This is a genomic window from Salipiger sp. ABN3_019, assembly GCF_056158605.1.
The window spans coordinates 42,682-69,588 of the sequence record NZ_JBSWTP010000010.1 but is presented as its reverse complement, the minus strand read 5'-3'; the positions used below and the strand labels follow the sequence as shown (position 1 = coordinate 69,588).

The following is a 26,907-nucleotide window of genomic DNA, read 5'->3' as shown; positions in this document are numbered from 1 at the left end:
TTCAAGAAATTCCGAAAAATGTCCTACCTCGACAATATCCGGACCTTCGTGCGTGTCTATGAGTTGGGCAGCATGTCCGCCGCGGGTCGCGACCTGCGCATCTCGCCGGCGGTCACCTCGGCGCGAATCTCGCAGCTCGAGGATCATCTGAACGTGCGGCTGTTCCAGCGCACCACCCGCAATCTCACCGCCACAGAGCAGGGCCGCGCCTTCTATACCGGCGCGCGCGAGGTGCTGGAGGCACTCGAGAGCGCCGAGGCGCAGGTGGCGCAGCTGACCGAAAATCCCAAGGGTTCGCTCTTCGTCGCGGCGCCGCTGGGGGTGGGGCGGCGGCTGATCGCTGCGCAGGTGCCGGGGTTCCTGCGCGAATATCCCGAGGTGCAGATCCGCCTGCGCCTGTCGGACCGTAAGGTTGATCTCACCACCGAAGGGCTCGATCTGGCGTTCTTCCTTGGCCAGCCCGAAGACAGCACCCTGCGGATGCGCAAGATCGCCGACGTCGCGCGCGTGCTCTGCGCCGCGCCCAGCTACGTCGCGCGGCGTGGCAACCCGACCTCGGGTGAGGCGCTGATCGCGGAAAAGCACGAATGCCTCAACCTGCGCTTCCCCGGCGCGACGGAGTTTCAATGGCCGCTGCGCACGCCCGAGGGCACGAAGCGTTTTGCCGTCTCGGGGCGCTATGAGTCCGATGACGGCGACGTGCTGACCGATTGGGCTCTGGCGGGCGAGGGGATCGCGCTGAAGCCGGTCTTCGAGGTGGCCGAGTATCTGCGCAGCGGGCGGCTGGTGCCGGTGGCCGAGGCCACCCCGCCGGAGCCGATCCAGATGGCCTGTCTGTTCACGCACCGCCGCGGGCAGGACCCAAAGACGCGGCTCTTCATGGACTATGTGACCGACCGCATCGGGGCAGCGATCCGTCAGGCCGAGCAGCGCGCGGCGGAAAGCGGGCGCTAGGAGTGTGCCCGCGCGCCGGCAAGGCGGTTGAGGCAGCTTCAAACGGAATTTGAAAATCATCCGGTATTTTCCGGATTACACGTGTGGGATGACCCGGAGGCAACACCGAAGGAGCCCGTCCCCCATGACGCTGTTGAGCCCGCTGCCCGCGACCCGCTATCCCCGCGACCTGACCGGCTATGGAGAGACGCCGCCCGATGCCCGCTGGCCGAACGGCGCCAAGATCGCGGTGCAGATCGTGGTCAACTACGAGGAGGGCGGCGAGAACAACGTCCTGCACGGTGATGCGGCGTCTGAGGCGTTCCTTTCAGAGATCGTCGGAGCCGCGCAATGGCCCGGCCAGCGCCATTGGAACATGGAGTCGATCTATGAATACGGCGCCCGCGCCGGGTTCTGGCGGCTGCACCGGCTGCTGAAGGATATCCCCGTCACCGTCTATGGCGTCGCCACCGCGCTTGCCCGCGCGCCCGAGCAGGTTGCCGCGATGAAGCGCGCCGGCTGGGAGATCGCCTCGCATGGGCTCAAATGGGTCGAGCACAAGGATATGCCCGAGGAAGAAGAGCGCGCGCAGATCCGTGAGGCGATCCGCCTGCACACGCTGGTGACCGGCGCGCCGCCACGCGGCTGGTACACCGGGCGCTGCTCTATGAACACGGTCCGGCTCGCCGCCGAAGAGGGCGATTTCGCCTATATCGCCGACAGCTACGCCGATGATCTGCCCTATTGGAGCCGGGTCGCGGGCAAGGATCAGCTGATCGTGCCCTACACGCTCGATGCCAATGACATGAGATTTGCCTCGCCGCAGGGGTTCAACTCTGGCGACCAGTTCGAAAGCTACCTGCGCGACAGTTTCGACACGCTCTATGAGGAAGGGCAGGAGGGCGCGCCGAAGATGCTGTCGATCGGGCTGCACTGCCGTCTGGTCGGTCGCCCGGGCCGCGTCGCGGCGCTGAAGCGGGTGCTGGCGTATATGGCCTCGCACGACGGGGTCTGGTTCGCCACGCGCGAGCAGATCGCCGATCATTGGGCGGCGCAGCATCCTGCGAAGGCGGGCCCGCGTCCCTCCGAGATGGACCGGGCCAGCTTCACCGAGGCGTTCGGCGGTGTCTTCGAGCACAGCCCGTGGATCGCCGAGGGCGCCCATGCGCTGCAGCTTGGCCCGACGCATGACAGCGCGCTGGGCGTGCATTCGGTGCTGGCGCGGGTGTTCCGCGACGCCCCTGACGAGAAGCGACTGGCGGTGCTGACCGCGCACCCCGACCTTGCGGGAAAACTGGCGCAGGCCAAGCGCCTGACGGCGGAGTCGACCTCTGAACAGGCGGGCGCCGGGCTCGACGCGCTCACCGACGACGAGCGCGCCGCTTTCACCGAACTCAACGAGACTTACACCGCGAAATTCGGCTTTCCCTTCATCATCGCGGTGCGCGACAACGACAAAGCGTCGATCATGCAGGCCTTCCGCCGCCGTATCGAGAACGACCGCGCCACCGAGTTCGCCGAGGCCTGCCGTCAGGTCGAACGGATCGCCGAACTGCGGCTGATCGACAAGCTCGGCGCATGAGCCGGATCGACGCCGCGCCGCTGACCGCCGCAGCCTTCGCCCCGTTTGGCGAGGTGCTGGAGGCGGATGGCACGCCCGACAAGATCATCAATCAGGGGCTTTGCGGGCGGTTCCACGACCGCGCCACGCTCGACATCACCGACGGCCGCGCCGGGATCAGCCTGTTCAAGGCCGAGCCGCGCCAGCTGCCGCTGCGGCTCGAGATGGTCGAGCGGCATCCGCAGGGCAGTCAGGCCTTCGTGCCGATGAGCTTTGATCCTTTCCTCGTGGTGGTCGCGCCGGACGCAGGCGGCCGCCCCGGCGCGCCCCGCGCCTTCCTGACCCGCCCCGGTCAGGGCATCAATTTCCACCGCGGCACGTGGCACGGGGTGCTGACCCCGCTGCACGCGCCGGGACTTTTCGCCGTGATCGACCGGATCGGCGAGGGGCCCAACCTCGAGGAGCACTGGTTCGACGAACCCTACCTCATTCACGCCACCGCGTGAGGATGTCGGCAGCAAGACCGGCCCCGCGCCCCACCAGGGAGCTGACTAAGACATGACCGACCACAGTCTCGGAACACCGGAGCAATTGCGCGATCCGGATTTCACCCCCGCGCTGCACAAGGCGATCCCGCTCGGGATTCAGCATGTGCTGGCAATGTTCGTCTCAAACGTGACGCCTGCGATCATCGTCGCCGGTGCCGCTGGCTTCGGCTTTGGCTCGAACAGCCCGGACTTCCCCGAACTGCTCTATCTCATCCAGATGTCGATGCTGTTCGCCGGGGTGGCGACGCTGCTGCAGACGATCACCCTCGGCCCCGTGGGCGCGGCACTGCCCATCGTGCAGGGCACATCCTTTGCCTTCATCCCGATCATGATCCCGCTGGTTGCGGGCAAGGGTGTGGACGGGCTCGCCGCCATGTTTGGCGGCATCCTCGTGGGCGGCGTGTTCCACGCGCTGCTTGGCACTGTGATCGGGCGCATCCGCTTTGCCCTGCCGCCGCTGGTGACCGGCCTTGTGGTGACGATGATCGGCCTCGCGCTGGTCAAGGTAGGCATCGAATATGCCGCGGGCGGTGTGCCCGCCAAGGCGAGCGGCGCCGCAAGCTACGGCTCGTGGGCCTCTTGGTCGGCGGCGCTGGTGGTGCTGGCGGTGACGCTGGGGCTGAAGTTCTTTGCCCGTGGCATGCTGAGCATCTCGGCGGTGCTGATCGGCATCCTGGTGGGCTATGTCTATGCGCTCTTCACCGGCATGCTGACCCTCGAGGCCATCAGCGGCTCGTGGCAGAACGCCGCCGCCTTCGCGCTGCCGGAACCGTTCCGCTATGGCCTCGAGTTCTCCATCGCCTCGGTGATCGGCTTTTGCCTGATGGCTTTCGTCTCGGCGGTTGAAACCGTCGGTGACGTCTCGGGCATCACCAAGGGCGGCGCGGGCCGCGAGGCGACCGACCGCGAGATCTCTGGCGCCACCTATGCCGACGGCATCGGTTCGGCCATCGCGGGCATCTTTGGCGGCTTTCCCAACACCTCGTTCAGCCAGAACGTCGGGCTGATCGCCATGACCGGCGTGATGAGCCGCCATGTGGTGACCATCGGCGCGATCTTCCTGATCGTCTGCGGGCTGGTGCCGAAGGTCGGTGGGGTGATCCGCACCGTGCCGATCGAGGTGCTGGGCGGCGGCGTGATCGTGATGTTCGGCATGGTCGTGGCCTCGGGCATCTCGATGCTGTCCGACGTCGACTGGACGCGGCGCAACATGGTGATCTTCGCCGTGGCGCTGTCGATCGGTCTGGGGCTGCAACTGGAGGTGCTGAACGTCGCGCCGGGCGCGCCCAATGCGCTGCAGCACCTGCCCGACACGCTGCGCATTCTGGGGGCTTCGGGGATCCTGCCCGCCGCGCTGATCGCCATCGTGCTCAACCTCGTGCTGCCGGAGGAACTGGCCGAGGAATCCACCGAAGAGGTCTCGGGCGGCCTCGCCGGCCATCGCGGAGAGGAGCCGCGCGGCGAGAGGGTCTGACCCGATCGACCTTAGGTGGAAGCTGCGGCGCGTCCCTTCGGGGGCGCGCCGTTTGTTTTTGGAGGTTGCGTGGGTGTCTGGTTCGGCAGTTCCGGCGAATGGTCTGCGCGCAAGTGGCCCGGAACCAAGGCCGAAGGCCGCCGGGCGAGCGCTTGCCCGTCCCGGCGGGCTGGCGCTCTTCATCCTCTTGCGGGGATTGAGGTCATCCGGATGTGATGGGGATAAAGCGGCGACTTCCCAAGTCAGAGCGCCACCCCACGGGCAGGCGCTCGCCCGTCTCTCATCGCACCAAGAGGTCAAGAAGAAAGGGCGGAGGCAAAGCCCCCGCCCTTGGCGTCTCCATCTGAACGCTGTCGTCAGAAATCGACCTCAATCGCGATGCCCTTCTCGACCGCCAGATCGACCACCGCCGCGGCGACCGCGAGATCCTGCAGGCCCACGCCGGTGCCGTCAAAGAGGGTGATCTCTTCGGCCGAAGCGCGCCCCGGATGCGCGCCATTGATCACCGCGCCAAGCTGGGTGATGGCGCTCTCGTCGATCAGCCCCTGCGCCACCGCGTGCTGCGCCTCGCCGATTGAGACCGACTGCGCCACCTCGTCGGTGAACACCGTGGCCTTGGCCAGCAGCGCCGGAGAGACCTCCTGCTTGCCCTTGGTGTCGGTGCCCATGCAGGCGATGTGGCAGCCGGGCGAGACATGCTCGGCCATGAGGATCGCGTCGAACGACGAGGTGATCGAGATGATCACATCGGCCTCACGCATGCCCGGCAGATCCACCGCCTCGAAGGGCACGCCCGCCTCGGCGGCCACCTTCTCGAGGTTGGGCAGCATCTCGGGGTGCAGGTTCCAGCCGATGACCTTGTCGAACTCACGCTGCTCAAGCGCGGCGCGCAGTTGGAAGGTCGCCTGATGGCCCGCGCCGACCATGCCGATCACCCGTGCGTCTTCGCGCGCAAGGTGCCGGATCGACACCGAAGAGGCCGCGGCGGTGCGCAGCGCGGTCAAAAGATTGCCGCCGACCATCGCCTTGGCCTTGCCGGTGTCCGGGTCGAAAAGAAACACCGTGGACTGGTGGTTGATGATGCCACGCGTCGCGAGGTTGTTGGGCCAGTAGCCTCCGGCCTTCAGCCCCAGCGTCAGGCCCGAGCGATCAAAGCCGCCCTTGAAGCCGTAGAGCGCGTCTTCATGACCGATGGCCTCGCGCACGACGGGGAAGTTGTAGGCGTCGCCGGTGGCCATTGCGGCAAACACTTTCTCGACCGCGGCAAAGGCGGCGTCGCGGGTCATCAGGCTGGCGATCTCGCGTTCGGGAACGATGAGCATGAAGCTCTCCTTTCAAAGAAAAGCGCCCGCGCGCCGGGACAAGAGAGCGCGCGGGCGAGGCGTGCCCGGAGGTCGGTCCGGGCACGGGGCAAAATAATGTGATGCTTGATCAGTAGGCTTTGCCGCGGGCCGAGACCGGCCAGAGCGTCTCGACCTTGCCGCCGCGCACGCCGACGTACCAATCGTGCACATTGGCGGTGGGGTCGCAGTGGCCCGGCACGAGCTTCAGCTTGTCGCCCACCTTCAGCACGCCGCTCGGGTCGGCGATCACGCCATGCTCGTCCGAGCATTTGGTGTACTCCACGTCGGTCCGGCCAAAGATCACCGGCAGGCCGCTGTCCACCGACTGCGCCTTGAGGCCCGCGTCACAGACCGCGATCTCGGGCTTGGCGTGGCTCATCACCTGCGTGAGGATGAAGAAGGCGTTTTCCCACTCGCCGTTGTCGATGCGGTTTCCGTCCTTGTCGCGGATGCGGCCATAGTCCGCATCCATGAAGGCGTAAGACCCGCACTGCAGCTCGTTGTAGACGCCCGAGTTGCTCTCGAAATAGTAGCTGCCGGTGCCGCCGCCCGAGACCAGTTCGGGCTTCAGCCCCGCTGCCTCCAGCGCCGCCACGGCCTCTTCGACCTGCGCGATGGCGATGGCCAGTTTCTCGCGCCGCGCCTCATAGCTGTCGAGGTGCTGCATCGCGCCTTGGTACGCCTGAATGCCGGTGAACTTGAGCCCTTCGGCGGCACCGATGGCCTGCGCGATCTCCACCACCGCCTCGGCAGTGGTCACGCCGCAGCGGCCCGCGCCGCAGTCGATCTCGACAAAGCATTCGAGCGTGGTGCCGTGGCGCTGCGCGGCGTCCGACAGCTCGGCAACATTGGCGAGGTCATCGACGCAGACGATGATCTTTGCGCCCAACTTCGGCAGCCGCGCCAGCCGGTCGATCTTGCGCGCGTCGCGCACTTGGTTCGAGACCAGCACGTCCTTGATGCCGCCGCGCACGAAGACCTCGGCCTCCGACACCTTCTGGCAGCACACGCCGACCGCGCCGCCAAGCCGCATCTGCAGCTTCGCCACGTCGACCGATTTGTGCATCTTGCCGTGCACGCGGTGGCGCATGTTGTGGGCGCGGGCGTAGTCGCCCATCTTGCGGATATTGCGCTCGAGCGCGTCCAGATCGAGCACGAGGCAGGGCGTCTGGATGTCTGCCTCGTCCATGCCGGGCAGCGCCGGCACGTCATAGCCCACCTCGAGTTGGTCGAAAGTCACGGGTGCGTTCATGGCTCAGGCTCCTTTTGTCCACGGCAGGCGGTCGAGATCGACATTGCCGCCGGTGATGATGAGACCGACGCGCTTGCCAGCGAAACGGTCGCGGTTCTTGAGGATAGTGGCAAGCGGCACGGCGCTGCTGGGCTCCATCACGATTTTCATGCGCTTCCAGATCAGCTTCATCGCGTCGATGATCTCGTCTTCAGACGCGGTGAGAATGTCGCTCACGTGGTTCGAGACGAAATGCCACGTCAGATCCTTGAGCGGCACCTTCAGCCCGTCAGCCACCGTTTCGGGGGCGTCATCGGCGATGATGTGCCCGGCCTTGAAGCTGCGGTAGGCGTCATCGGCCTGCTCGGGCTCGGCTGCGATGACCTGCACCTCGGGGGCCAGCGTGGAGAGCGTCAGGCAGGTGCCCGAGATCATCCCGCCGCCGCCGATCGGGGCGAGCACCATGTCGAGACCATCGGTCTGTTCCATGAACTCGCGCGAGCAGGTGCCTTGCCCCGCGATGACGCGCGCATCGTTATAGGGGTGGATGAAATCGCCGCCCGTGGCCGCCTGCACCTCGGCGAACACCGCCTCGCGCGACGAGGTGGACGGCTCGCATTCGGTGATGATCCCGCCGTAGCCGCGCACTGCGTCCTTCTTGGCCTGCGGCGCGCTGCGCGGCATGACCACATTGCACGGGATACCGCGCCGCCCGGCGGCGTAGCTCAGCGACAGGGCGTGGTTGCCCGAGCTGTGGGTGCAGACGCCCCGTGCTGCCTCGGCATCGGTGAGGCCAAAGACCGCATTGGACGCGCCGCGCACCTTGAAGGCCCCGGCCTTCTGGAAGTTCTCGCACTTGAAGAACAGCTGCGCGCCGGTGAGCTCGTTCAGGAACGACGAGGTCAGCACCGGGGTGCGATGGATGTGCGGCGCGATCCGATCATGCGCCGCCAGCATGTCGTCATAGGTGGGGATGTTCAGCGCGATATCCTTCATCACGCGGCCTCCTGACGGGCGTTGCGGGCGGTGGCGGTGCTGGCGCGGTAAACCTCCTGCGCCGCCGCGACACCCGAGCCCAGAGTGATCTTCAGCCCCAAATCCTTCATGCACATCTCGGCCGTGGCAAGACCCGACAGCGCCATGACGTCGGTCAGGCTGCCCAGATGCCCGATGCGGAACACTTTCCCGGCAACCTCGCCAAGCCCCGTGCCGAAGGCGACGCCATAGGTCTGCGCGGCGTGGCTGACGATATCGGTGGCGTTGAACCCTTCCGGCGTGCGGATCGCGCTGACCGTGTCCGAATAGAGAACGGGCGAGGCTGCGCAAAGCTCCAGCCCCCATGCGCCGACGGCAGCGCGCACGCCCTCGGCGATGCGGTGGTGACGGGCAAAGACATTTTCCAGACCCTCGTCCAGCAGCATGCGGCAGGCCTCGTTGAGCCCGTTCAGCAGGCCGACGGCGGGCGTGTAGGGGTAGGCATCATTAGCATAGCCCTTGGCCATGTCATGCACGTCGAAGAACGTGCGCGGCAGTTTTGCGGTTTGCGTCACCGCCATGGCCTTCTCGCTGAAGCCGGTGATGGCAAGGCCCGGAGGCAGCATGAAGCCCTTCTGCGAGCCGGTGACGGCGACATCGACGCCCCAATCGTCAAACCGGAAATCCATCGAGGCGATCGAGCTGACGCCATCGACAAACAGCAGCGCCGGATGATCCGCATCGTCGAGCGCGCGGCGCACCGCGGCGATGTCCGAGCGCACGCCGGTGGCGGTCTCGTTATGAGTGGCGAGCACGGCCTTGATGCGGCGGCTTTTGTCGGCGGCGAGGATCTCGGCGTAGCGGTCTGCGGGCAGGCCCTCGCCCCACGGGGTCTCCACCACTTCGACGCTCAGCCCGTGGCGCTGGCACATGTCGATCCAGCGGTGGCTGAACATGCCATTGCGCGCCGCCAGCACGGTATCGCCCGGCGAGAGCGTGTTTGTCAGCGCCGTCTCCCAGCCGCCGGTGCCGGTCGAGGGAAAGATGAACACCTCGGCGCTGGCGCTCTTCAGCACACGGCGCACGCCCTCGCGCGCGGGGTGCAGGATCTGCCCAAACAGCGGCGAGCGATGGTCGATCGTCGGCATGTCGCAGGCCTTGCGCAGGCTCTCTGGGATGTTGGTCGGGCCCGGAATGAAAACGGGGTTCTGAAAGCTCATGGCCACCTCCTCTGGTCGCTGAAAGCCACCGTAGACGGGCTGTCCGCGCGAGGAAACTTTTTTGAAATCGTTTTTCAAAACCGTACTGATCGAGAATATCGAACGTTGTCAGATGGTTGATTTTTTCATATGGTGAATTCGGCTTTCAAGTAGAATGAAAGAGATTTGATGGATTCTCCGAAAGATGCCGAAACCAGCCCCCGCCGCGCCCGTGGCAGGCCGCGTGGTTGGGAGGACAACAGCGCGCAGAACACCATCAAATCGCTCGACCGGGCGATGGAGGTGCTGGACTACCTGAGCGCCCATCCCGGCCTGACCCTCTCGGAACTGGCGGGCGACCTGCGGCAGTCTCCGGCCACGGTTTACCGCATCCTCGTCACGCTCGAGGGGCGGCGGCTGGTCGAGTTCGACCCTGCCGAGCAGCTTTGGCACATCGGCCCGCAGGCCTTTGTCATCGGCGCGCGCTTCCTGCGCCGCACCAGCCTTGTGGAGCGGGCGCGCCCGATCTTGCGCGCGCTGATGGAGGAGACTGGGGAAACCGCCAACCTCGGCATCGTGCGCGAGGCCTCGGTGCTGTTTGTCAGTCAGGTCGAAACCCACGAGAGCATCCGCGCCTTCTTTCCGCCGGGCACGCTGTCGCCGCTGCATGCCTCGGGCATCGGCAAGGCGCTGCTGGCCGAGATGGCTGGGGAGCGTTTGGAGAAGCTGCTGGCGCGTAAGATGGAGCGGTTCACCGCGCATACGCTGGCCGAGCCCGAGGCGCTGCGCGCCGATCTCGCGGCGATCCGGGCGCGGGGCTATTCCATTGACGCCGAAGAAAAGAACCTCGGGATGCGATGCATCGCGGCGGCGGTCTTCGATGCCTCGGGCGAGGCGGCGGCTGGGATTTCCGTCTCCGGCCCGACGATCCGCATGCGCGAGGACATGACGGATGAAACGAGCCGCGCGGTGATGCGCGCGGCTCGGGAATTGACGTCGGCGATTGGTGGGGTCACTCCGCCGGAGCGCTGACCTTCTTTGCCGCAGGCATGGGCTGGGCGGCGCCAGAAGGGCGCAGCGCCATATGTCGGTTCACGTCCTTGTAGAGCAGGTAGCGGAACCGGCCCGGCCCGCCCGCGTAGCAGGCCTGCGGGCAGAAAGCGCGCAGCCACATGTAATCCCCGGCCTCGACCTCGACCCAGTCTTGATTGAGCCGGTAGACCGCCTTGCCCTCCAGTACGTAGAGCCCGTGCTCCATCACATGGGTCTCGGCAAAGGGGATGACCGCGCCGGGCTCGAAGGTCACCACGGTGACATGCATGTCATGACGCAGGTCGCTGGGGTCGACGAAACGGGTGGTCGCCCATTTGCCGTCGGTGCCGGGCATCGGCGTGGGCGCGATGTCCTGCTCGTTGGCGATGATCACCTCGGGGTGGGGCAGGCCGGGCACGGCCTCATAGGCCTTGCGGATCCAGTGGAAGCGCAGGGTGTCATCACCCTTGTTGCGCAGGGTCCAGAGCGTGGCGGGCGGCAGGAAGGCATAGCCGCCTTCGCGCAGCACGTGGCTTTCGCCCTCGACGGTGAGCGTGGCTTCGCCCTCCACGACGAAGAGCGCGCCCTCGGCGCCCGCGTCGGTTTCGGGATGGTCCGAGCCGCCGCCCGGCTGCACTTCCATGATGTACTGCGAGAAGGTCTCGGCAAAGCCGCTGAGCGGGCGGGACAGAACCCAGAGGCGGGTTTCTTCCCAGAACGGCAGAAAGCTGGTGACGATGTCGCGCATCGTGCCCTTGGGGATCACCGCGTAGGCATCGGTGAACACCGCGCGGTCGGTCAGCAGTTGGCTCTGCGGCGGGTGGCCGCCGGTGGGGGCGTAGTAATTGGTGGTCATTTCTGGTTCCGGTCGGAGAGGCATTGCCCCGAGTATGGGCGGCGGCTGCGCCGGGGGCGACAGGGCGCGAGACGAAAGGTCTTTCTTGGAAAACAAGAAAATCGTGCCCGGTTTTTCGGCAATGCAGGAAGGAAAAGCCGCTCTGCCGGCCCACCAGCGGCGGGCCAGCCTCGCGCGTCAGGCGGGTTGCAACGCTGGGTGCTGCGCCGCGCGCGCGCCGATCTTCTGCGGGGTGCCCGCCACATAGGTCTCGGCCACCGCACGATCATCGCCCAGCATTTGCAGCACGAAGAGTTCCTCGCTCAGCGTCTCGGACCGCTGCATCCGCAGCGCCATCGGCTCGGTCGCCGCGCTGTCGAGCACCACGATATCCGCCTCGGTCCCCGGCTCCAGCGTGCCGATCTTGTCCTCCAGCCCCAGCGCCACGGCATTGCCGCGGGTGATCCAATGGAAGGCACGCAGCGGATGCAGCTTCTGGCCCTGCAACTGCAACACCTTGTAGGCCTCGTTCAGCGTCTGCAGCATCGAGTAGCTGGTGCCCGCGCCGACGTCCGTCGCGATGGCATTGGTGATCCCGCGCCCGCGCAGCCCGGCATCGTCAAAAAGCCCGCTGCCAAGGAAAAGGTTCGAGGTCGGGCAGAACACCGGCTTGGCGCCAGTCTCGGCCAGCAGGTCAATTTCGCGCGGCTCGAGGTGGATCGAATGGCCCAGCAGCGCCTTGGGGCCAAGCAGGCCATAGCGCTCGTAAACGCCTAGGTAGTCGAGCGCGTCGGGATAAAGGCTCAGCGTATAGGCGATCTCGTCGCGGTTTTCCGACAGGTGGGTCTGCACATAGCATTCGGGATGCTCGGCGGTGACCGCGCCCGCCATCTCCATCTGCTCAGGGCTGGAGGTGATGGCGAAGCGCGGCGTGATGGCATAGCTGGCGCGGCCCTTGCCATGCCAGCGGGCGATCAGCCGCTTGGTGGCGTCATAGCCCGACTGCGGCGTGTCGCGCAGCGCCTCGGGCGCGTTGCGGTCCATCATCACCTTGCCGGTGATCATCCGCATGTCGCGGCGCGCGGCGGCGCTGAAGAACGCCTCGGCAGAGGTTTCATGCACCGACGCATAGGCAACGGCGCTGGTGGTGCCATGGGCGCATAGCTGGGTCATGAACCAGTCGGCCATGGCTTCGGCATGGGCGGGATCGGCGAAACGGGTCTCTTCAGGGAAGGTGTAGCTGTTCAGCCAGTCGAGCAGTTGCGCGCCCCAAGAGGCGATGACCTGAACCTGCGGGAAATGGATGTGGGTGTCGATGAAACCGGGCATCAGCAGATGCGGGCGGTGGTCCACCACCGGCACGCTCGGCGCCTGCCGGGCCAGTTGATCATAGCTGCCGGTGCCGCGAATGATCCCGCCCGCGATCAGGATCGCCCCGTCCTCGATATAGCGATAGGCGGCATGGTCCTCGGGGCCCTGCGGTTCGGCAGTGAAACTGAGGATGCGTCCGCGCAGGAGCACTTGGTCGGTCTTCATGGGGATACCTTTCGGGAACGGGCGGGGAGGGAAAGAGCGGCGCGGGCCGGGATAGGGCCCGCGCCGCCAGAGAGTGTGCCGCGGTTATTCAGCGGGCGCGGCGGGCGGTTCTTCGACCACCAGATGTTCGTTGTGCGCAGCACCCTCGCGGTGGAACAGCGGGTAGATATAGAGGAAGGCGGCGGCGATCAGGTAACCGGCCGAGACCGGGCCGAGCGCGGGCCAATGCAGGCTGGCACCGTGGATGATCCCCACCAGCGACATCAGCGCGGCCGCGAGCGCGAAGCCCCCGGCGTTGCGGAACCGCCCGTCGATCACGCTGGCGACGATGGCGCCCCAGATAAGCCCGGTCAGGATCGCGCCTTGGCTCAGCGAGAGATGCCCGGCGAAATGCGCGCCCTGTTGCAGCAGCGCGGCGGTCAGCGCCTCGTCACCAAGCTGCGGCATTCCTTCGACGCCGGTCGCCTGCAGCGCGCCCATCAGCGCCCCCCATTTGATCATCAGGAAGGAGGACACATGCGGCATCATCGCGATGGTGACGGCAGCCATATGCGCGGGCTTCACGCAATGGGCGGTGTTGGTGATCAGGCTCAGCGCCACGAAGACCAGCACCGGCGCGGCGGCCGCCTCGGGGATCAGGTTGTTGAGAAAGGCCAGCAGGCCAAGGAAGGCGGCGAGCGGGATCACCGTGCCGACACCGATGATATAGCCCGCATGCGCGCCCATGCGCTTATAGGCCGGGTGGCCGATATAGGCGGTGGTGGGGAAGGGCGAGCCGAAGACCGCGCCGATCATCGTGCCAAGCCCGTCGGTGATCTGGCAGACGCCGACCGGGTAGTGATCCCCGGCGCTTTCGGCGCTCTCGACGTTGTTCATCGTCTCGATGAAATTGTAGATCTGCACTGGCACCAGCACGAGGAAGAGCTCGGGGTTGGCAAAGAGGTGCTGAATGCCCGCGATCAGATCCCCCACATAGGGCAGCGGCGGGTAGAAGCCGGTGCCCTCGAGGCTGATCCGCGCCTCGCCGATGCTGAAGGCGACGGCGGTGCCGACGATCAGCGCCAGCAGGCCCGCGGGGATGTTGAACGGCAGGCGGAAGCGCCCGACAAGCCCCCAGAGGATGATGATCAGTGAGGCAAAACCGATGTAGGGCTGCTCGAAGATCGTCGCCAGCGGCACGGTGCCGATGAACACCAGCGCGATGCCGCAGAGCGTGCCAAGCATCCCGGCGCGCGGTGTGACCCGCTTCAGCCACGGTCCGACGATGGCCCCGAGGGCGGCGACGATGCCGCCGATGAAGCCCGCGCCTATGCCCACCTGCCATGCCAGCGTGGGATCGTTGGTGGCCCAGTAGATCGGGCCGATGACCCCGAAGAGATAGACGAACATCACCGGCGTCGAGATGCCGTAGGGCAGGGCGGTGACGTCGCGCCCGTGGCGCGCGGCGGCGCGTTTGGCCAGCACCACATAGGCCGCGACGCCCGACAGGATCGCCACCGCCGCGCCGGGCAGGATGCGGCCATAGACGATCTCGGACGGCATGCCAAAGACGAACTGGCAAACACCCGCCAGCACCATCAGGTTGATCAGATTGTCGGTGAACAGCGCCCAGAAGGCGCTGAAATCGCTGCGTGAGAACAGCTTGTAGGTGTAACTCCCTTCCCGCATGTGGGATCTCCTCGGGTTGCTTGCGATTGTCCCGCGCCGCCCGCTCCTCTTCGGGCGGGCGCGGGGGTTACTCGGCGGCGAAGGCCACGGGCTGCGCCGCGCCTTGCTGGCGGGTGAGGGCGGTCAGCACCTCGGCCACGACAAAGGCGGCGATCACCTCGGGGCGTTTGTCGCGGCTGCCCTGTGCGCCGATCGGGCAGGTGAGCGCGTGGGTCTCCAGCCCGTCGCACTGATCCCGCGCGAAGCGGCGGAACTTCTCGCGTTTTGTGGCCGACCCGATCAGCCCGACGTAGCGCGCATCATCCCGCTGCAGCGCCGCCGAGGCACAGAGAAAGTCGAGCGCATGGTCATGGGTCAGCACGACGAAGGCGCTGCCCGGCGGGGCCATGGCGATCTCAAGCTCGGGCAGGGGGGTGAGACGGGTCTCGACCCGCGCGGCGCTCAGCGCCAGTTCCTCGGCGCGGCTGTCGATCAGAACGCAGCGCACCGGCAGGTGCTGCAGCAAATCCGCCAGCGCCCGCCCCACATGACCCGCGCCGTGGATTTGCACCATGGGCAGCGCGGCGGCCTCCTCTGCCGCCCGCGCCCGCGCCGCGCGCCGGTCCTTTGCGCTCATGCGGCTCAGCGCGACCTCGACCCGCCCACCGCAGCATTGCCCGATCTCGGGACCAAGCGGCACATCCAGCGTCTCGGCCAGATCGCCGCGTGCCAGCAGTGCCCGCGCCGCGGCGATGGCCCGGTGTTCGAGCTGGCCGCCGCCGATGGTGCCATGGCGGGAGGCCTCGCCGACATACATCTCGCATCCTGCCTCACGCGGCGAAGAGCCGCGCACCCGGCTCAGCCGCACCCGCGCGAGCGGGCCGGGTGCGCTCAGCAAGGCGTCGAGCGTGCTCATGACTGCCCCGCCAGCCGTTCGACCGCCAGCAGCACGCGTTCGGGCGTCGCGGGCGCGTCGAGGCGCGGGCATTCGCGGTAGTCCGCGACGCTGGCGACGGCCATCGACAGCGCCTCAAGGACCGAGATGCCCAGCATGAAGGGCGGCTCGCCCACGGCCTTGCTGCGCTTGATGGTGCGCTCGCGGTTCTGCGACCATTCGGCGAGGTTCACGTTGAAGACGCGCGGCCGGTCCGAGGCGAGCGGGATCTTGTAGGTCGAAGGCGCATGGGTGCGCAGCGCGCCCTGGTCGTCCCACCACAGTTCTTCGGTGGTCAGCCAGCCCATACCTTGAACAAAGGCCCCCTCGACCTGCCCGCGGTCGAGCACCGGGTTCAGCGAGCGTCCGACGTCGTGCAGGATGTCGGTGCGCTCGACGCGGTACTCGCCGGTCAGCGTGTCGATGGTGACCTCCGAGCAGGACGCGCCATAGGCGAAGTAGTAGAAGGGCCGCCCCTTGCCTGCCGCGCGGTCCCAATGGATGTCGGGCGTCTTGTAGAACCCCGCCGCCGAAAGATGCACGCGCGCCATATAGGCAGCCTTGATCACCTCGTTCCACGGCAGCAGTTGCGCGCCGACCTGCAGATGGCCCGGCACAAAGCGCACCTCTTCGGGGCGCACGCCCCAGTGTCCGGCGACAAAGTCGACCAGCCGTGCCTTGATCTGGTCGGCGGCATCAAGCGCCGCCATGCCGTTGAGGTCCGAGCCTGACGAGGCGGCGGTGGCCGAGGTGTTGGGCACTTTCTCGGTGGTGGTGCGGGTGATCTTGATGCGCTCGAAATCCACTTGGAAGGCGTCGGCCACCACTTGCGCCACTTTGGTGTTGAGCCCCTGACCCATCTCGGTGCCGCCGTGGTTGAGGTGGATCGAGCCGTCCGAATAGACGTGGATCAGCGCGCCGGCCTGATTGTAGTGGGTCGCGGTGAAGGAGATGCCAAACTTCACCGGGGTCAGCGCGATGCCCTTGCGCAGCACGCCGCCCTGCGCGTTGAACGCGAGGATGTCACGGCGGCGCTGCTGGTAGTCGCAGCTCTCTTCCAGTTCCGAGACCACGCGGCCGATGATGTTGTCGGCCACTTCCTGATGGTAGGGCGTCAGGTTCCGGCCATCATGCGCGTCGCCGTAGAAGTTCGCCTTGCGCACCTCCAGCGAATCCTTGCCAAGCGCATAGGCGATCTCTTCGATCATCCGCTCGGCGGCGACCACGCCCTGCGGCCCGCCGAAGCCGCGGAAGGCGGTGTTCGAGACGGTGTTGGTTTTCATCGGGCGGCTCTGCAGCCGGACGTGCGGGTAGAAATAGGCGTTGTCGGCGTGAAAGAGCGCGCGGTCGGTGACCGGACCCGACAGATCCGACGACCAGCCGCAGCGCGCGGCAAAACTGCCGTCCACCGCGCGGATGCGGCCCGCGCCGTCGAACGCCACGTCGTAATCGATGACGAAATCATGCCGCTTGCCGGTGGCGGTCATGTCCTGATCGCGGTCGGGGCGGATCTTCACCGGGCGGTTCAGCCGCTTGGCGGCCATCGCCGCGACCACGGCGAAAAGGTTCATCTGGCTTTCCTTGCCGCCAAAGCCGCCGCCCATGCGCCGCACGTTCACCACCACGGCGTTCGAGGGCACGCCCAAGACATGCGCCACCATGTGCTGCGCCTCGCTCGGGTGCTGGGTCGAGCAATGCACGATGACGTCTTCATCCTCGCCCGGCAGGGCAAAGGCGATCTGCCCTTCGAGGTACATATGGTCCTGTCCGCCCACCGCGAGCCGCCCTTGCAGACGGTGCGGTGCCGTGGCCATCGCGGTCTCAACCTCGCCACGTTCAAGCTTCAGCGGGTCGGTGATATGCGGATAGCCCGCCTCCTGCGCTTCGATCGGACCCAGCGCATGGGGCAGCACCTCGGCCTCGACCTTGGCGAGCGCGGTGGCCCTGCGGGCGGCATCGCGGGTCTCGGCGATCACCGCAAAGAGCGGCTGGCCGTGAAACTCGATCTTCTCGGTGGGGAAGACCGGCTCATCGCCGCGTCCGGTGGGGCTGATGTCATTGTGGCCGGGGATGTCGGCGGCGGTGAGCACGTCGACCACGCCGGGGGCAGCACGCACGGTGGAAAGGTCGAGCCGCTTCAGCGTGGCATGGGCCACCGAAGAGACCCCGAGATAGGCGTGCAGCGTGCCAATGGGTTCGGCGATATCGTCGGTGTATTCGGCGATGCCGCGCACATGCTTGATTGCGCTGTCGTGTTGGCGATCCTCGTGGACCGCGCCGCGGATGTTGGGCTGATGTTTCATGTCTCTCCTCCCTCAGGCGCTCAGGCGGACGGGCTGGCCATCCTGTTCGAGAAAGAACCGCCGCAGCAGGTTCTGGGCGACGCGCATCCGGTAGTCGGCGCTGGCCCGCCAGTCGCTGAGCGGGGCGAAATCTTCGGCCATGGCGCGGGCAGCCGCGGCAAAGCTGGCCTCGCTCCACGGCTGGCCCCGCAGCGCGGCCTCGGCCTTTCCGGCGCGTTTCGGGGTGGCCGCCATCCCGCCAAGCGCGATACGGGCGCTCTGGATCACACCGCCCTCGACGGTGACGCTGATCCCGGCGGCGACGGCAGAGATGTCTTCGTCCCGGCGCTTGGAGATTTTATACGCCGCGCAGCGCGTGGCGGGCGACGGCAGCGGCACGCGGATGCTCTCCACGAACTCACCGGGGCGGCGGTCTTGCTTGCCGTAGTCGATAAAGAACGCCTCGAGCGGCAGGGTCCGGCGGGTTTGGCCATGGCGCAGCGTGACCTCGGCCCCAAGCGCGATCAGCACCGGGGGCGTGTCACCGATGGGCGAGCCATTGGCGATATTGCCGCCGACCGTGCCCATGTTGCGCACCTGCCAGCCCGCGATACGGTCCCAGTATTCCTGGAGATGCGGCAGATGCTCGGCGATCAGCGGCTGCACTTCCGAATAGCTGACGCCTGCGCCAAGGGTGATCGCGCCTTCGGTGACCTCCACCGCTTTCAACGCATCGAGATGGGCGATGAAGATCGCGGGCGAGATCGGGCGCAGGAACTTGGTGACCCAGAGGCCCACATCGGTCGATCCGGCAATCACCGTCGCCTGCGGATGCGCGGCATAGGCGTCGGCGAAATCATCTAGATCGGCGGGCAGGATCGCGCGGTCGCCGTCGGGGCCGGTCTCGACCCGGCGTCCATCCTTGAGGGCCAGCAGCTCCGCCGCCACGCGCCCGCGCTCCTGCATCAGATGATCCGCCTCGGGCGTTCCATACTCGCTTACCGCCACGGCGGCGCGGATGATCGGCGCGTAGCCGGTGCAGCGGCAAAGGTTGCCCTGCAGTGCCGTCTCTACCTGCGCCTCGCTCGGTTGCGGGGTCTGCATCCAGAGCGCATAGAGCGACATGACGATGCCCGGCGTGCAAAAGCCGCATTGCGCGCCGTGATGTTCGACCATCGCCCGCTGCACCGGGTGCAGCGCGCCGTCCGGGCCCGAGAGGTGCTCGACCGTCACCACGTGGCAGCCATCGAGCGAAGCGACGAAGCGGATGCAGGCGTTGACCGCCTCATACCGCAATGCGCCCTCATGCAGACGCCCGACGAGCACGGTGCAGGCCCCGCAGTCACCCTCGGCGCAGCCTTCCTTGGTGCCGGTGAGGCGACGTTCGAGCCGCAGGAAATCGAGCAGGGTCTGCGTCGCCGGAACCTGAGGCAGGCTCACGGTCCTTCCGTTGAGCAGAAAACGGATCTCGCTCCGGTGCGTCATGCATCCCTCCGTGGCTGAGCATGTGGCTGGGTTTACGGAGGGGGACGCTAGCAGCGCGCACTCTCTCTGAATACGCGTGGTTTCGCCAAGGACTTTATACGGATTGTTGATAATAATCTGTCGCCGGCCGTAGTATGCCGGGGTCACGGAGGTCAGCCATGCAATATATCGAAAGCCTGCGGGTCTTTGTCCGGGTGGTGGAACTGGGCAGCATCACCTCGGGCGGGCGCGACCTGCGTCTGACGCCTGCGGTGGCCAGCAAGCGGATCAAGGAACTTGAGAGCCGCCTTGGCGTGCGCCTGTTCAACCGCACCACACGCTCCATCAGCCCGACAGAGGTGGGGCGGGTGTTCTACGATCAGGCCAAGACGGTGCTGGCCTCGGTCGATGAGGCCGAAGCGGTGGTGGCCAATTTCTCGGAAACGCCGCGCGGGGCGCTGCGCGTGACCGCGCCGCTTGGCATCGGACGCCGGATCATCGCGCCGCTGGTGCCCGCCTTCACCGAGAAATACCCCGAGGTTCAGGTGCAGATGCGCCTGTCGGACCGGCAGGTCGACCTGATGGCAGAGCGGCTGGATGTGGCGTTTTTCCTGGGGGTGGCGAAAGATTCCAACTTCAAGCTGCGACAGATCTACGATTGCCCGCGCGTGCTTTGCGCAGCGCCCTCCTATCTCGAAAAGCGCGGCATGCCCGAAACGCCCGAGGACCTTCTGGGCGGGCGGCACAACTGCCTGCTGCTGCGCTACCCGCGCTCGCCCGAATACTTCTGGCAACTGAAGACCGAGACCGGGCTGCGCCGTCTTGAGGTCGCTGGTCGGTTCGATGCCGACGACGGCGATGTGCTGACCGCCTGGGCGCTGGAGGGGCATGGGATCGCCAATCGACCACGGCTGGAGGTGGCGCGCCACCTGGACAGCGGCGCGCTGGTCGAAGTGCTGCCCACAACGCCGCCGCTGCCGTCGACTTTCGGCTGCCTCTTCCTGCACAGAAAGCTGCAGGACCCCAAGATCCGCCTCTTCGTCGACTTCATGGCCGAGGCAGCCCGCGAGCGAATTGCGCGGCTCGACAGCTGACGGCCTGCGGCACCTTAAAAATTTCCTAGATTTGTCAGGCGGTTTCTCGCGGATCAATACCTGATCAAAATACACGGTATTGTAAGTTGACTAAATTTGTAGTGATTGATAGCGCGAAGGAACGGCGCGCGTCGCCACCCTGCATTGCAAAGCCGGAGCATCGAGCATGACGACCCCCGAGCAAATTTGGCCCGAGAAACTGGCGCAAACCTACGTCGAAAAGGGTCATTGGCAGGGCGAAACCTTCGGCCAGATGCTCGACCGGCTGGCGCAGGCGTATCCCGAGCGCATGGCCGTGATCGCCGGTGAGGCCCGTTGGAGCTATGCCGAACTGGCGCGCCGCGCCCGGATCGCAGCCGAGGGCTTTGCCGAACTGGCGCTGAAGCCGGGCGAGCGGGTGCTGCTGCAGATGCCGAACCGGGCCGAGTTCCTCGTCGCAGCCTTTGGCCTCTTCTATGCGGGGCTGATCCCGGTCTACGCGCTGCCCGCGCACCGCGAGACCGAGGTGCTGCATCTCGCCGCCAAATCCGGCGCGCGCGCCTATGTGGTCGCCGACCGGCACGACGGGTTCGACTACCTGCCGCTCGCCCGCCGTGTGCTGGCGGAGGTCGACGGCGTCGAGCATGTGATCGTTGCAGGCGATCCCGGGGAATTCACCGCGTTTGACGCGCTGGGCGGGAAGGGGCTGAGCGCCCCGGTGCCGCGCGATCCGCAGGCGGTGGCCTTTCTGCAGATCTCCGGCGGCTCCACTGGCCTGCCGAAGCTGATCCCGCGCACCCATGACGATTATCTCTATAGCGTCCGCGCCTCGGCCGAGATCTGCGGGCTGAGCGAACGCAGCGTCTATCTCTGCGCGCTGCCCGCGGCGCATAACTTCCCGATGAGTTCGCCCGGCTATCTTGGCGTGCTGCATGTGGGCGGCACCGTGGTCATGAGCCCGAACCCGCAGCCCGACGTCGCCTTCCGGCTGATCGCCGAACATGGCGTGACGATCACCGGCCTTGTGCCGCCGCTGGCGCTGCTGTGGATGCAGGCCGCGCCGCGCAGCAAACACGATTTGTCGAGCCTTGAGGTGCTTGGCGTCGGCGGTGCGAAATTCATCCCCGAGGCAGCGGCAAAAGTGCGCCCGGTGCTGGGCTGCACGCTGCAGCAGGTCTTTGGCATGGCCGAGGGGCTGGTGAATTACACCCGTCTCGACGATCCCGAAGAGATCATCATCAACACCCAGGGCCGCCCGATCAGCCCCGACGACGAGGTGCTGGTGCTCGACGACGAGGGCAAACCGGTGCCCGAGGGCGAGCCCGGCAACCTTTACACCCGCGGGCCCTACACGATCCGCGGCTACCACGAAGAGCCTTCGGCCAACGCCCGCAGTTTCACCCCCGACGGCTTTTATCGCACCGGCGACGTGGTGCGGCGCCTGCCCGGCGGCTACCTAGAGGTGCGGGGCCGCGCTGGCGACCACATCAACCGCGCAGGCGAGAAGATCTCTGCCGAAGAGGTCGAGGATCACCTGATCGCGCATGAAGGGGTTTTCGATGCCGCCGTCGTGGCGCTGCCCGACAAGTTCCTTGGCGAGAAGACCTGCGCTTTCGTGGTGCGCGCGGAAGCGGGGGACGTGCAGTCCAAAGACCTCAAGGCCTTTGTCCGCGGCCGCGGCATCGCCGAGTTCAAGGTGCCCGACCAGATCGTCTTTGTGCCCGAGTTCCAGACCACCGCCGTGGGCAAGGTCAGCCGCAAGGCGCTGCGCGCGGCGCTGAAAGACAACTACCTGAACAAAGGAGACGCCGCATGAGCCTCAGCAAGGATAAGATGCGCGCCGATATCGCCGAAGCGCTGGAGATTGCCCCCGAAGAGATCACCGACGAGGCCAACCTCTTCGATCTGGGGCTCGATTCCATGCGCCTGATGTCGCTGGTGATGACATGGCAGGACGAGGGCGAAGAGGGCGATCTTTCGGAGATTTGGGAGCATCAGACCTTCGGCGCATGGTGGGGCGTGGTCGCCGCGCAGCGCGCGGGGGCCTGACATGGGGGCCGCGGCGCAGGCCTTCCCGCTGACCGAGGCGCAGGAGGGGCTTTGGTACGCGCAGGCGCTCGACCGCGCGAACCCGATCTTCAACTGCGGGCAGTATATCGAACTTTGCGGCCCGCTCGATGTCGCCCGATTTACCCGCGCTTTCGATGCCGCTGTCGCGCAGACACCGGCGCTGCGTCTGCGCTTCGGCATGGTGGAGGGCGCGCCCCGGCAATGGCTGGCCGAGCAGGGGCCGCGGCTCGAAGTGGTCGATCTGTCGGCGCAGGACGATCCCGAGGCCGAGGCGCTGGCGCGGATGCAGGCCGACAGTGGCCGCGCGATTGATCTCGCCGCCGAGCAGGCCGGGCATTTCGCGCTCTACCTCCTTCGGCCGGACCGGGCCTTCTGGTACGAGCGCATTCACCATCTGGCCACCGACGGTTTTGGCATCGTGCTGCTGACCAACCGGGTGGGCGAGATCTATTCCGCCGCGACGCTGGGCAAACCCGCGCCCTCCGCCTTCCCGGGGCTGGAGCCGGTTCTGGAGGATGCGGACGCCTATCGCAACTCGGACCGGCGCGCCGAGGATGGGGCCTTCTGGCGCGGCGAGATGCGCGGGCTGGAAACCGTCGCCGGGCCCGCCGAGGGCCGCGCCGTGACCTCCACCCGTTTCGACCGGGCGCGGCTCGATCTGCCGCTAGAGGTCTGCTCCGCGCTGAAGGCGCGCGCCAAATCCGCTGGCGTTGGCTGGCCCGACGCGCTGACCGTGCTGAGCGCGGCCTATTTCTCGCGCGTTTCGGGCAGCGGCGAGCGGGTCTATGGCCTGCCGTTCATGGCCCGCATGGGCTCCAAGGCCGCCCGCGTGCCCTGCATGTGGATGAACGTGCTGCCCTACCGCTGCGCGCCGGACGAGGATGCGCCGCTTGAGGGGCTTCTGAAGACCGAGGCACAGCGTCTTGCCGCGCTGCGCAAGCACGGTCGTTACCGCTCGGAGCAGCTGCGCCGCGACCTGCGCCGCACCGCCATCGACGCGCGGCTCTACGGGCCAATGATCAACGTGCAGCCTTTTGACATGCCGCCGCGCTTTGCCGGGCTCGAGGCGCATCTGCACATCCTCGGCGCGGGAGCGGTGGATGACATCACCGCCACCTTCCGCGGCGACGCGACCACCTCGCTGTCGCTGGAGATCGACAGCAATCCGGCGCTCTATACCGCCGAAGACGCCCGCGCGCATCTGCACCGGCTGGCGGCGTTCCTCACCGCCGCGCTTGAGGCGGAAACGCTCGCCGAAGTGCCGACGCTGACCGCGTCCGAGCAGCACTGGGCGGTGCATGAGGTCAACGCCACGGACCATCCGCTGCCGCAGACCACGCTGACCGAGCTGATCACCGCGCAGATGGCGGCGACGCCGGATGCACCCGCCGTGGTCTTCGAGGATCGGACGCTCAGCTATGCCGAGCTGGATCGCCGGTCCGCCGCGCTGGCCGCCGCGCTGCGCGCGCGGGGCGCAGGCCCGGGCAAGGTGGTCGCCGTGGCGCTGCCGCGCTCGGAGCATCTGGCGGTGGCGCTGGTGGCGATCCTGCGCGCCGGGGCCGCCTATGTGCCGCTCGACCCCGAGAACCCGCCGCCGCGCCTTGCCGTGCTGATCGAACGCACGGGCGCGGTGGCGCTGCTGGCGGAGCGCGATCTCGACGCGGGCGGCATGGCGCCTTTCGCGCCCGAAGACTGGCCCGCGACCGGCGCAGCGCCCGAGCCCGGCATCACCCCGGATGATCTGGCCTATATCCTCTTCACCTCTGGCTCCACCGGCGAGCCCAAGGGGGTGATGATCGAGCACCGCGCCATCGTGAACCGGCTGCTGTGGATGCGCGATCACTATGGCTTTGGGCCCGGCGATCGCATTTTGCAGAAGACCCCCACCACCTTTGATGTGTCGGTCTGGGAGCTGTTTCTGCCCTTCCTCTGCGGCGCCACGCAGGTCTTTGCCGCGCCCGGCGCGCATCGCGACCCGTCGGCCATCGCCCGGCTGGTGCGCCGCGAGGCGATCACCACGATGCATTTCGTGCCCTCGATGCTCTCAGCCTTCCTCGAAGCCCCGGCCTCCGAAGGTCTGGCGCTGACCCGCGTGTTCTGCTCGGGCGAGGCGCTGACCGCCGAGCATCGCGAGCGCTTCCACGCACGGATCAGCGCCCAGCTTCACAACCTCTATGGCCCGACCGAGGCGGCGGTGGATGTCACCTATTGGGACGCCGCGCCGGAGGATCGCAGCGCGCCGCTGCCGATTGGCTTCCCGGTCTGGAACACCCGCGTTCAGGTGCTGGACAGGCGCATGCGCCCGGTGCCGCCGGGCGTGCATGGGCAGCTCTACCTTGGCGGCGTGCAACTGGCGCGCGGCTATCTGGGGCGGCCCGACCTGACCGAAGAGCGGTTCATCCCCGATCCCTTTCGGCCCGGCGAGCGGCTCTATGCCACCGGCGATGTGGCCTACCTGCGCCCCGATGGCGCGGTGGTCTATGCCGGGCGCGCCGATCATCAGGTGAAAATCCGCGGCATGCGCATCGAGCCGGGAGAGATCGAGGCGGCGATCAAGCAAACCGGCCTCGTGCGCGACGCCGTGGTGCTGGCCCGCAGCGATGGCGGTGCCGAGCCGCGGCTGGTGGCCTATGTGCTCGCCGCGCCCGGTTTCGATAGCGCGCCGCTGCTGGCCGAGCTGGCCACCGCGCTGCCCGCGCATATGGTGCCTACTGCGGTTGTCACGCTGGAAAGCTGGCCGATGACCACCTCGGGCAAGCTCGACCGCAAGGCGCTGCCCGCGCCGCTGCTGGAGATGCCGCAAGGCGCGCCGCCGGTCGGTCCGGTCGAAGAGCGCCTCGCCGCGCTCTACCGCGAGGTGCTGCATCTGCCCGACACGCCGAGCCGCGAGGCGGATTTCTTCGATCTGGGCGGCGACAGCCTGACCGCGCTGACGCTGAGTTTCCGCATTGAGGCCACCTTCGGGCAGGATCCGGGGCTGGGGCAGATCTTCGAGACGCCGGGGCTGGCGCAGCTTGCCCGCGCGCTAGAGATGGCCGACACCGCCCGCGCTGGTCTGGCGCCGCTGTTGCCGTTGGCGGGCGGCGAGGGCGCGCCGCTCTTCATCCTGCATCCGGCGGGGGGGCTTGGCTGGGGCTACCGGCGGCTGGCACGGGCGCTGACCGAGCCCCGCCCGGTCTACGCGCTGCAATCGCCGCTGCTGACCGGTGAGGCCCTACCGGGCAGCCTGCGCAGTCTTGCCGCCGATTATGCCGAACGTATCTCGGCGCAGGCCCCTCAGGGGATGATCCACCTTGCCGGTTGGTCGGTGGGCGGCATCCTCGCGCAGGAAGTGGCGGTGGAGCTTTCGGCGCGCGGACGCGCGGTGGGACTGGTGGCGATGCTCGACGCCTATCCGGCGGAATGTTGGCAGGCAGAGCCCGAACTCACCGACGCCGAGGCGCTGCGTGCGCTCTTGGCCATCGCAGGGCATGACCCCGACAGCCACCCAGAGCTCGACAGCCGCGCGGCGGTGGTGGGCTTTCTGAAGCAGGGCGGCACGCCGCTCGGCAGCCTGCCCGATGGCGTGCTCGACGCGGTGGTGCAACTGGTCACCGGCACCAACCGGCTGATCCGGGGTCACGACCAGCGCCACTATTGCGGGCGCGTGCTGCATGTGCGCGCCGCGCGTGATCATGCCGGGCGCGATCTGCACGCGGGTCTGTGGCAGCCGCATGTCGCGGCGGTCGATGCGCTCGACCTGCCGCTGCTGCACCCCGAGATGGTCTCGCAGGCTGCGGCAGAGCGGCTGGGGCCGGAGTTTTCGGCCCGTATGGCCGAGGCCGAGGTGGCCGCATGTGTCCCGGGCGCGCGCCGCGCCTGAGGTCAGGCGCGGGCGGCCAGCGCCAGCGTGCCCGGCAGCGAGGCGGGCAGCGAGGCGATATGCACAGCGCCGGGAAAGACCTGCGCGCTGATCTCCAGCCCGGCGGGGGTGCCGCGCAGCCGCTCGATCATCCGCAGGGTCGGCGGCGGCGGCCCGTCGGGCTGCGCACCAGCGCTGCCGGTGCGTTTCTCGCGGTCGCCGACGCCGAAATGCAGCGCCCGCGCGGGGCCATCGGTGATCTTCCGCGTGTCGATCAGCCGGGTCACCAAAGCCTCGTCCCACCAGACCGAGGGGCTGATCGCGACGTAGCGGGCAAAGGCGCCGGGCAGGCTCAGCGCGGTATAGAGCGTGAAGAGCCCGCCGAAACTGTGCCCCCAGAGCGTGCGGCGCGCGGCGTCCACGGGCAGGCCCTGCTCGATCTCTGTGCGGATGCCGCCGGTCAGCCGGTCAAGAAACCGCTCGCCGCCGCCCGCCATGCGCTCGGGGTGATGCGGGTCGGGCCGCGGCGCGGCGCCCGGCGTCTCGGGCGGCGAATAGTCAAAGATGCGATGGGCGCGGGCGAATTGCTTGTCGGTGTCATAGCCGATGCCGACGACGATCAGCCCCGGAACCGCTTCGAGCAGCGCGGGCGTCAGGAAATCGAAGGCGGCATTGCCATCAAGCATATAGAGGATCGGCCAGCCGCCCTCGGGCGCCGGGGCCTTGGGCAGCGCGAGAAAAACGCGCGTCGCCGGAGCCTCTTTTGCCTCGGGGCCGCAGGTCTCGCGCGGCAGCACCCGGCTGCTCAGCACATGTGAGGACAGTGGCGTTGCGAGGATGTCCAGCGTGGCCGCCCGCCCGCGATGCGGCGGCAAATTGGGCTCTGAGGCAGGGTTTCGCATGGCATTCCGCTCGCGGGCTTATTAGTT

Annotated in this window: 20 protein-coding genes; 9 read left to right on the top strand and 11 right to left on the bottom strand. The window is 67.4% G+C overall.

The genetic code is table 11. The features are described from left to right. Positions 1–18: 18 nt before the first annotated feature. The 4 genes from ACXAD2_RS22355 (at position 19) to ACXAD2_RS22340 (ending at position 4,516) form a co-directional block, all read left to right on the top strand. A complete protein-coding gene (locus ACXAD2_RS22355) occupies positions 19–954 on the top strand; it encodes a LysR family transcriptional regulator (protein WP_475175183.1) in 936 nt (311 codons plus the stop codon). A gap of 124 nt (positions 955–1,078) precedes the next feature. Continuing rightward, positions 1,079–2,515 carry an allantoinase PuuE gene (gene puuE, locus ACXAD2_RS22350; RefSeq protein WP_475175181.1) on the top strand — a complete coding sequence of 479 codons (1,437 nt, stop codon included), beginning with the start codon at positions 1,079–1,081 and terminating at the stop codon, positions 2,513–2,515. Beyond that, on the top strand, positions 2,512–3,000 hold the full coding sequence (locus ACXAD2_RS22345; protein WP_475175179.1) for an ureidoglycolate lyase: 489 nt from the start codon (positions 2,512–2,514) through the stop codon (positions 2,998–3,000). Before puuE ends, ACXAD2_RS22345 begins: the two co-directional genes overlap by 4 nt. Before the next feature lie 52 nt (positions 3,001–3,052). Further along, positions 3,053–4,516: a uracil-xanthine permease family protein gene (locus ACXAD2_RS22340; protein ID WP_475175176.1), complete on the top strand. Its 1,464-nt coding sequence runs from the start codon at positions 3,053–3,055 to the stop codon at positions 4,514–4,516. A 356-nt stretch (positions 4,517–4,872) separates the two neighbouring features. Here the strand turns inward: ACXAD2_RS22340 and bhcD are convergent, their stop codons facing one another. The 4 genes from bhcD to bhcA all read right to left on the bottom strand — a co-directional run bounded on the left by bhcD (position 4,873) and on the right by bhcA (position 9,285). Next, positions 4,873–5,838, bottom strand: a complete 966-nt coding sequence (bhcD, locus tag ACXAD2_RS22335; RefSeq protein ID WP_475175174.1) for an iminosuccinate reductase BhcD — start codon at positions 5,836–5,838, stop codon at positions 4,873–4,875. A gap of 109 nt (positions 5,839–5,947) precedes the next feature. Then, entirely contained in the window at positions 5,948–7,111 is a 1,164-nt protein-coding gene (gene bhcC, locus ACXAD2_RS22330) for a 3-hydroxy-D-aspartate aldolase BhcC (RefSeq protein WP_475175172.1), read from the bottom strand. A gap of 3 nt (positions 7,112–7,114) precedes the next feature. Then, positions 7,115–8,086 (bottom strand): beta-hydroxyaspartate dehydratase BhcB, encoded by a 972-nt coding sequence (bhcB, locus tag ACXAD2_RS22325; RefSeq protein WP_475175169.1) that lies wholly within the window; start codon positions 8,084–8,086, stop codon positions 7,115–7,117. Next, entirely contained in the window at positions 8,086–9,285 is a 1,200-nt protein-coding gene (gene bhcA / locus ACXAD2_RS22320; protein ID WP_475175167.1) for an L-aspartate--glyoxylate aminotransferase BhcA, read from the bottom strand. Before bhcA ends, bhcB begins: the two co-directional genes overlap by 1 nt. 168 nt (positions 9,286–9,453) lie before the next feature. On the opposite strand from bhcA, the gene bhcR reads away from it, so the two are divergent. Beyond that, positions 9,454–10,296, top strand: a complete 843-nt coding sequence (gene bhcR, locus ACXAD2_RS22315) for an HTH-type transcriptional regulator BhcR (RefSeq protein WP_066108211.1) — start codon at positions 9,454–9,456, stop codon at positions 10,294–10,296. Here bhcR and ACXAD2_RS22310 read toward each other — a convergent pair. From ACXAD2_RS22310 to xdhA, 6 genes are all read right to left on the bottom strand, one after another. Then, a complete protein-coding gene (locus tag ACXAD2_RS22310) occupies positions 10,277–11,152 on the bottom strand; it encodes a bifunctional allantoicase/(S)-ureidoglycine aminohydrolase (RefSeq protein WP_475175163.1) in 876 nt (291 codons plus the stop codon). The genes bhcR and ACXAD2_RS22310 overlap by 20 nt on opposite strands. A 177-nt stretch (positions 11,153–11,329) precedes the next feature. Further along, positions 11,330–12,667, bottom strand: a complete 1,338-nt coding sequence (guaD, locus tag ACXAD2_RS22305; RefSeq protein ID WP_475175161.1) for a guanine deaminase — start codon at positions 12,665–12,667, stop codon at positions 11,330–11,332. Positions 12,668–12,751: 84 nt separating this feature from the next. Further along, entirely contained in the window at positions 12,752–14,335 is a 1,584-nt protein-coding gene (locus tag ACXAD2_RS22300; protein WP_475175159.1) for a xanthine/uracil/vitamin C permease, read from the bottom strand. A gap of 67 nt (positions 14,336–14,402) precedes the next feature. Beyond that, the gene (xdhC, locus tag ACXAD2_RS22295) at positions 14,403–15,230 is read right to left on the bottom strand and encodes a xanthine dehydrogenase accessory protein XdhC (protein WP_475175156.1); all 828 of its coding nucleotides are present in this window, start codon (positions 15,228–15,230) and stop codon (positions 14,403–14,405) included. Beyond that, complete coding sequence (xdhB, locus tag ACXAD2_RS22290; protein ID WP_475175154.1) at positions 15,227–17,551, bottom strand: xanthine dehydrogenase molybdopterin binding subunit; 2,325 nt, start codon at positions 17,549–17,551, stop codon at positions 15,227–15,229. The genes xdhC and xdhB overlap by 4 nt, the downstream gene beginning before the upstream one ends. A 12-nt stretch (positions 17,552–17,563) precedes the next feature. After that, on the bottom strand, positions 17,564–19,015 hold the full coding sequence (xdhA, locus tag ACXAD2_RS22285) for a xanthine dehydrogenase small subunit (RefSeq protein ID WP_475175152.1): 1,452 nt from the start codon (positions 19,013–19,015) through the stop codon (positions 17,564–17,566). A 158-nt stretch (positions 19,016–19,173) separates the two neighbouring features. Here xdhA and ACXAD2_RS22280 point away from each other — a divergent pair, with 158 nt between their 5' ends. The 4 genes from ACXAD2_RS22280 (at position 19,174) to ACXAD2_RS22265 (ending at position 25,999) form a co-directional block, all read left to right on the top strand. Continuing rightward, positions 19,174–20,088 (top strand): LysR family transcriptional regulator, encoded by a 915-nt coding sequence (locus ACXAD2_RS22280; protein ID WP_475175149.1) that lies wholly within the window; start codon positions 19,174–19,176, stop codon positions 20,086–20,088. 166 nt (positions 20,089–20,254) lie between these two features. Further along, on the top strand, positions 20,255–21,883 hold the full coding sequence (locus tag ACXAD2_RS22275; protein WP_475175146.1) for a (2,3-dihydroxybenzoyl)adenylate synthase: 1,629 nt from the start codon (positions 20,255–20,257) through the stop codon (positions 21,881–21,883). Next, a complete protein-coding gene (locus ACXAD2_RS22270; protein WP_066108181.1) occupies positions 21,880–22,116 on the top strand; it encodes a phosphopantetheine-binding protein in 237 nt (78 codons plus the stop codon). Before ACXAD2_RS22275 ends, ACXAD2_RS22270 begins: the two co-directional genes overlap by 4 nt. A gap of 1 nt (position 22,117) precedes the next feature. Further along, positions 22,118–25,999: an amino acid adenylation domain-containing protein gene (locus ACXAD2_RS22265; protein WP_475175144.1), complete on the top strand. Its 3,882-nt coding sequence runs from the start codon at positions 22,118–22,120 to the stop codon at positions 25,997–25,999. Between the two features lie 2 nt (positions 26,000–26,001). Here the strand turns inward: ACXAD2_RS22265 and ACXAD2_RS22260 are convergent, their stop codons facing one another. After that, positions 26,002–26,880, bottom strand: a complete 879-nt coding sequence (locus ACXAD2_RS22260; protein ID WP_475175141.1) for an alpha/beta hydrolase — start codon at positions 26,878–26,880, stop codon at positions 26,002–26,004. Positions 26,881–26,907 lie beyond the last annotated feature (27 nt).

Coding starts and splice junctions, on each gene's coding strand:
- ACXAD2_RS22275 (WP_475175146.1), top strand. CDS start 20,255: ATGACGACCCCCGAGCAAATTTGGCCCGAGAAACTGGCGCAAACCTAC.
- ACXAD2_RS22280 (WP_475175149.1), top strand. CDS start 19,174: ATGCAATATATCGAAAGCCTGCGGGTCTTTGTCCGGGTGGTGGAACTG.
- bhcC (WP_475175172.1), bottom strand. CDS start 7,111: ATGAACGCACCCGTGACTTTCGACCAACTCGAGGTGGGCTATGACGTG.
- bhcD (WP_475175174.1), bottom strand. CDS start 5,838: ATGCTCATCGTTCCCGAACGCGAGATCGCCAGCCTGATGACCCGCGAC.
- ACXAD2_RS22340 (WP_475175176.1), top strand. CDS start 3,053: ATGACCGACCACAGTCTCGGAACACCGGAGCAATTGCGCGATCCGGAT.
- guaD (WP_475175161.1), bottom strand. CDS start 12,667: ATGAAGACCGACCAAGTGCTCCTGCGCGGACGCATCCTCAGTTTCACT.
- ACXAD2_RS22300 (WP_475175159.1), bottom strand. CDS start 14,335: ATGCGGGAAGGGAGTTACACCTACAAGCTGTTCTCACGCAGCGATTTC.
- ACXAD2_RS22310 (WP_475175163.1), bottom strand. CDS start 11,152: ATGACCACCAATTACTACGCCCCCACCGGCGGCCACCCGCCGCAGAGC.
- ACXAD2_RS22345 (WP_475175179.1), top strand. CDS start 2,512: ATGAGCCGGATCGACGCCGCGCCGCTGACCGCCGCAGCCTTCGCCCCG.
- ACXAD2_RS22270 (WP_066108181.1), top strand. CDS start 21,880: ATGAGCCTCAGCAAGGATAAGATGCGCGCCGATATCGCCGAAGCGCTG.
- xdhA (WP_475175152.1), bottom strand. CDS start 19,015: ATGACGCACCGGAGCGAGATCCGTTTTCTGCTCAACGGAAGGACCGTG.
- xdhB (WP_475175154.1), bottom strand. CDS start 17,551: ATGAAACATCAGCCCAACATCCGCGGCGCGGTCCACGAGGATCGCCAA.
- ACXAD2_RS22260 (WP_475175141.1), bottom strand. CDS start 26,880: ATGCGAAACCCTGCCTCAGAGCCCAATTTGCCGCCGCATCGCGGGCGG.
- puuE (WP_475175181.1), top strand. CDS start 1,079: ATGACGCTGTTGAGCCCGCTGCCCGCGACCCGCTATCCCCGCGACCTG.
- bhcA (WP_475175167.1), bottom strand. CDS start 9,285: ATGAGCTTTCAGAACCCCGTTTTCATTCCGGGCCCGACCAACATCCCA.
- ACXAD2_RS22355 (WP_475175183.1), top strand. CDS start 19: ATGTCCTACCTCGACAATATCCGGACCTTCGTGCGTGTCTATGAGTTG.
- xdhC (WP_475175156.1), bottom strand. CDS start 15,230: ATGAGCACGCTCGACGCCTTGCTGAGCGCACCCGGCCCGCTCGCGCGG.
- bhcR (WP_066108211.1), top strand. CDS start 9,454: ATGGATTCTCCGAAAGATGCCGAAACCAGCCCCCGCCGCGCCCGTGGC.
- ACXAD2_RS22265 (WP_475175144.1), top strand. CDS start 22,118: ATGGGGGCCGCGGCGCAGGCCTTCCCGCTGACCGAGGCGCAGGAGGGG.
- bhcB (WP_475175169.1), bottom strand. CDS start 8,086: ATGAAGGATATCGCGCTGAACATCCCCACCTATGACGACATGCTGGCG.